The sequence below is a fragment of the Bradyrhizobium sp. SZCCHNR2028 genome (genome assembly GCF_032380995.1).
Taxonomy (GTDB): Bacteria; Pseudomonadota; Alphaproteobacteria; order Rhizobiales; family Xanthobacteraceae; genus Bradyrhizobium.
This window is the reverse complement of the sequence record NZ_JAUHJF010000045.1, coordinates 1-4,716: the sequence shown is the minus strand read 5'-3', so window position 1 is coordinate 4,716 and position 4,716 is coordinate 1. Positions and strand designations below refer to the sequence as shown.

Below are 4,716 nucleotides of genomic sequence, written 5' to 3'. Positions count from 1 at the left end.
CGTATACGTGATCCGTATGTACGGTGGTGTGGGAGGGGTGGAGTCGCGAGACTCCCCCCCTATCCCGATCGGCCAGCTCCCGGCATTCCCTGCGCCCTCGATTTTAGAGGGTGGAGAATTTGCAGAGCTCGGGCGCGGAAGACGTCGCGGGGATGATGATGTTTGTTCTGCTCTAAGCACCGGAAAATCGGCCCTCGCGGTGCATATGAATGCGCCCTCTCCCCTTGTGGGAGAGGGCTACACAGAAGCCAACTCCAAGCTTGCTTGGGTGAGGGGCTGGTGCGGCAAATGCAGGTCTGAGTTCGTGGCAACCCCTCACCCGGTTTCGATGCTGCGCATCGAAACCACCCTCTCCCACAAGGGGAGAGGGTGCACCGTTCGTGTCGCGAGAGGTGTGAGACCAGTCGAAGCGAAGCCGACAATTCCGACCGGCGTCCTACCTGATCGGCGGCGCGTACTGGACGCCACCCGCGTTCCACAGCTGGTTCATGCCGCGCGGAATCTTCAGCTTCGACTCGCTGCCGACGTTGCGCTCATAGACCTCGCCGTAATTGCCGACGTGACGGATCACGCGCGCGGCCCAGTCCTTGGTCAGGCCGAGGTCCTGGCCATAGCTGCCCTCGTTGCCGACCAGACGCATCACGTCCGGCTTCTTCGACTTCAGCGCTTCGTCGATGTTCTTGGAGGTGATGCCGAGCTCCTCGGCATTGATCATCGCGTACAGCGTCCACTTCACGATCATCATCCAGTCGTCGTCGCGCTGGCGCACCACGGGCGCGAGCGGCTCCTTGGAGATCAGGTCGGGCAGGATGTCGTGATCGCCGGGCTTCGACAGCGTCAGGCGCAGCGCGTAGAGCTGCGAGACGTCGGCGGTGAAGGTATCGCACTTGCCGCCGTCATACGCCTTGATGACGTCGTCGAGCTTGGGAAACTTCATCTCCTCGTACTTCATGTTGTTGGTGCGGAAATAGTCCCCGACGTTGAGCGCGTTGGTGGTGGAATCCTGCACGCAGACCTTGCTGCCGTTGAGGTCCAGCGCGGTCTCCAGCTTGCGCGCGCGCGGCACCATGAAGCCCTGGCCGTCGTAATAGGCGACCGCCGGGAAATACAGATCGTAATTCTGCTCGCGTGCCATCGACCAGGTGGTGTTGCGCGAGAGGATGTCGACCTTGCGGCTCTGCAGCTCCTTGAAGCGCTCACTGGCGTCGAGCGGTACGAACTTCGCCTTCTTCGGATCGTCGAAGATCGCGGCCGCCACGGCGCGGCAGAAGTCGACATCGAAGCCGCTCCAATTGCCCTTGTCGTCGGGAATCGAGAAGCCGGGCAGCCCGGCGTTGACGCCGCACAGCACCTCGCCGCGGCGGATGGTTCGCTTCAAGGTGCGGGTGTCGTACATCTCATAGGTGACGGCGAGCGCCGCGACGAGGACGGCGACGGCGAGCCCGATCAGCAGGCCGCCTCGGAAAGTGCGCATGGTCAATCTCTTTCGAAAAAATGTTAGGATGAAGCGATAGCTGAATGTCCGGCGGCGGGCGCCGCCGTCACAGTTCCGGCTTCTGCCGCACCACGACCTTGGTGCCGACCGGCACGCGGTCGAACAGGTCGGCGACATCGGCATTCACCAACCGGAAGCAGCCGGAGGAAATCTTGCTGCCGATGGTCCAGGGCTGATTGGTGCCGTGGATGCGGTACACGGTGGTGCCCAGATACATCGCACGCGCGCCCAAGGGATTGCCGGGGCCGCCGGCCATGAAGCGCGGCAGATAGGGCTGGCGCTGGATCATCTCCGGCGGCGGCGTCCAATCCGGCCACTCGGCCTTCTTGGTGATCGACAGCAGCCCCTGCCACTGGAAGCCGTCACGGCCGACGCCGATGCCGTAGCGGATGGCGCGGCCGCCCGGCTGCACCAGATAGAGGTGGCGTTCGGCGGTGGACACGATGATGGTGCCTGGCGGCTCGGTGGTGCGGAAATAAACCACCTGCTTGCGCCATTCGGGATCGAGCTCGTAGCCGTCATCGGCGACGAGGCCGGGCTGATCACCGGGATCCTCAGATTGGGCGAAACTGTGCGCCGTAGACAGCGCCAGCGCGATGATGGCGCTGGTGGTACACAGCAGGCGACGGAAACTCGGCATTCAAAGCTCTCCTCAACGGACCCCTGCGAAGCTCGCCCGATTAAAATCACCCGCCAAATTTCAGGGGCATATTCGCAGCAAAGTCAAGGTGAGCGCGGGGCGCCCGCCGTCATCCAAGCTTCATCCAGAGCCGCAGCAGGAAGGCGACGGTGCCGACGGCCGCCACGCCGGCGAGCCACAGCACGACGAACCAGGCGAGGCGCTTCGCGAGCGGGGCAGGCTGCTCGGACGGCATCAATGATAGCCGCTGTCGTGCCCGACCTTGCCGCGAAACACCCAATAGGCCCAGCCGGTGTAGCCGAGAATCAGCGGCACCAGCACGAGCACGCCCGGCAGCATGATCAGTTGGCTGCGCTCCGGCGCCGCCGCCTGCCAGATCGTGATGCCCTGCGGCACGATGTAGGGGTACATGCTGATGCCGAGGCCGGCATAGGACAGCAGGAACAGCGCCAGCGCGAGGAAGAACGGCCAGCTATCGTGCTTCTGGGCGAGGTTCTTCATCATCAGCACGGTGACGCCGACGACGGCGAGCGGCACCGGCGCGGTGAGAATGATCGCCGGCCACCTGAACCAGCGGTCCGAATATTGAATGGTGAGCAGCGGCGTCCACAGGCTGACGGCGGCAATGGCGAGCAGCATCGCGAACAGCAGGACCCAGCTGATGCGATACGCCTTGTCGCGCAGGTCGCCCTCTGTCTTCAGGATCAGCCAGGTCGCGCCGAGCAGTGCGTAGCCGACCACGAGCGAGATGCCGGTGAGGATGCTGAACGGCGTCAGCCAGTCCCACCAGCCGCCGGCATAGTGCCGGCCCTCGACATGCACGCCCTGCAGAATGGCGCCGAGCGCGATGCCCTGCGCCAGCGCCGCGACCCAGGAGCCGCCGGCAAAGGCGAGGTCCCACAGATTGCGCTGCGCGCGGGTGCGCCAGCGGAATTCGAAGGCGACGCCGCGGAAGATCAGCCCAACCAGCATCGCGATCAGCGGCGCATACAGCGCGGGCATCAGGATTGCATAAGCGAGCGGGAAGGCGGCCATCAGGCCGCCGCCGCCGAGCACCAGCCAGGTCTCGTTGCCGTCCCACACCGGCGCCACCGTGTTGGTGATGATGTCGCGGTCCTGCTTGCCCGGGAACAGCGGAAACAGGATGCCGAGCCCGAGATCGAAGCCGTCCATCACGACGTAGATGAAGACGGCGAGCGCAATGATGAAGGCCCAGAGGGTCGCGAGATCGACGGCAACGCTCATGATCCGACGGCTCCCTGCACGACGCCCGCGGCCGGCGTGATGCCGGCCGTGCGGACCGGCTGCTCGCTGCTCGGGCCCGGCTCACCGGGATGCGGCGGCTCGGCCATCAGGCGCAGGGTGTACAGCACGCCGGCGGCGAAGATGATGAAATACACGATGATGAAGGCGAGCAGCGAGGCACCCACGGCCGGGGCTGCGAGCGGCGAAACGGAATCGGTGGTGCGCAGCAGCCCGTACACGGTGAACGGCTGGCGGCCGGTCTCGGTGGTGATCCAGCCGGCCATGACGGCGATGAATCCCGCCGGCCCCATTGCAATGGCGAAGCGGTGCAGGCCGCGATTGACGTATAGCCGGCCGCGCCAGCGCTCCCACAGGCTGAACAGGCCGAGCGCCATCATCAGGAGCCCCAGGCCGACCATGATGCGGAACGACCAGAAGGTGATCGGCACCGGCGGCCAGTCCTGCCGCGGCACGGTGTCGAGGCCGGCCATCGGCGCGTCGATCTGGTGCTTGAGGATCAGCGAGCCGAACTTGGGGATCCCGAGCGCCCATGTCAGCTCGCCCTTCTCCTGGTCGGGCCAGCCGAACAGGTACAGCGGCGCGCCGTCCTTGTGGCTCTCGAAATGGCCTTCCATGGCCATGATCTTCACCGGCTGGTGCTCCAGCGTGTTGAGCCCGTGCTGATCGCCGACCAGGATCTGCAGCGGCGCCACCAGCGCGGCCATCCACATCGCCATCGAGAACATCACGCGCGGGCCCGGCAGGTGCGGATTGCGCAGCAGATGCCAGGCGCCGACGGCGCCGACCACGAGCGAGGTCGTCAGATACGCCGCCAGCACCATGTGTACGAGGCGATAGGGGAAGGACGGATTGAAGATCACCTTGAGCCAGTCGACCGAGACGAACTGGCCGTCGGCGTTGACGGCGTAGCCGGCGGGCGTCTGCATCCAGGAATTGGCGGAGAGGATCCAGAACGCCGAAATAAGGGTGCCGACCGCGACCATCAGAGTGGCCAGGAAATGCAGCTTCGGGCCGACCCGCCTGAGGCCGAACAGCATGACGCCGAGAAAGCCGGCCTCGAGAAAGAACGCGGTCAGCACCTCATAGGCCATCAGCGGGCCGATCACCGGTCCGACCTTGTCGGAATACACGGACCAGTTGGTGCCGAACTGGTAGGACATCACGATGCCGGAGACGACACCCATGGCAAACGCGATGGCGAAGATCTTGAGCCAGTAGTTGAAGACGTTGAGATAGACGTCGCGGCCGGTCCACAGCCACAGCGCCTCGAGCACGGCGAGGTAGGACGCGAGCCCGATCGAGAAGGCGGGGAAGA

General features: G+C 65.0%; 5 protein-coding genes. All 5 read right to left on the bottom strand.

The genetic code is table 11. The annotated features are described in order from the left end of the window. Positions 1–436: 436 nt before the first annotated feature. On the bottom strand, positions 437–1,474 hold the full coding sequence (locus QX121_RS31520; protein WP_315813912.1) for an amino acid ABC transporter substrate-binding protein: 1,038 nt from the start codon (positions 1,472–1,474) through the stop codon (positions 437–439). A gap of 67 nt (positions 1,475–1,541) precedes the next feature. Beyond that, positions 1,542–2,135: a L,D-transpeptidase gene (locus QX121_RS31515; protein ID WP_315813911.1), complete on the bottom strand. Its 594-nt coding sequence runs from the start codon at positions 2,133–2,135 to the stop codon at positions 1,542–1,544. Between the two features lie 109 nt (positions 2,136–2,244). Then, positions 2,245–2,370: a DUF2474 family protein gene (locus tag QX121_RS31510; RefSeq protein ID WP_315757675.1), complete on the bottom strand. Its 126-nt coding sequence runs from the start codon at positions 2,368–2,370 to the stop codon at positions 2,245–2,247. Beyond that, the gene (cydB, locus tag QX121_RS31505; protein WP_315813910.1) at positions 2,370–3,380 is read right to left on the bottom strand and encodes a cytochrome d ubiquinol oxidase subunit II; all 1,011 of its coding nucleotides are present in this window, start codon (positions 3,378–3,380) and stop codon (positions 2,370–2,372) included. Before cydB ends, QX121_RS31510 begins: the two co-directional genes overlap by 1 nt. Beyond that, a partial coding sequence (locus QX121_RS31500) for a cytochrome ubiquinol oxidase subunit I (RefSeq protein WP_315813909.1) occupies positions 3,377–4,716 on the bottom strand: 1,340 nt, incomplete at its 5' end. The genes cydB and QX121_RS31500, both read right to left, overlap by 4 nt.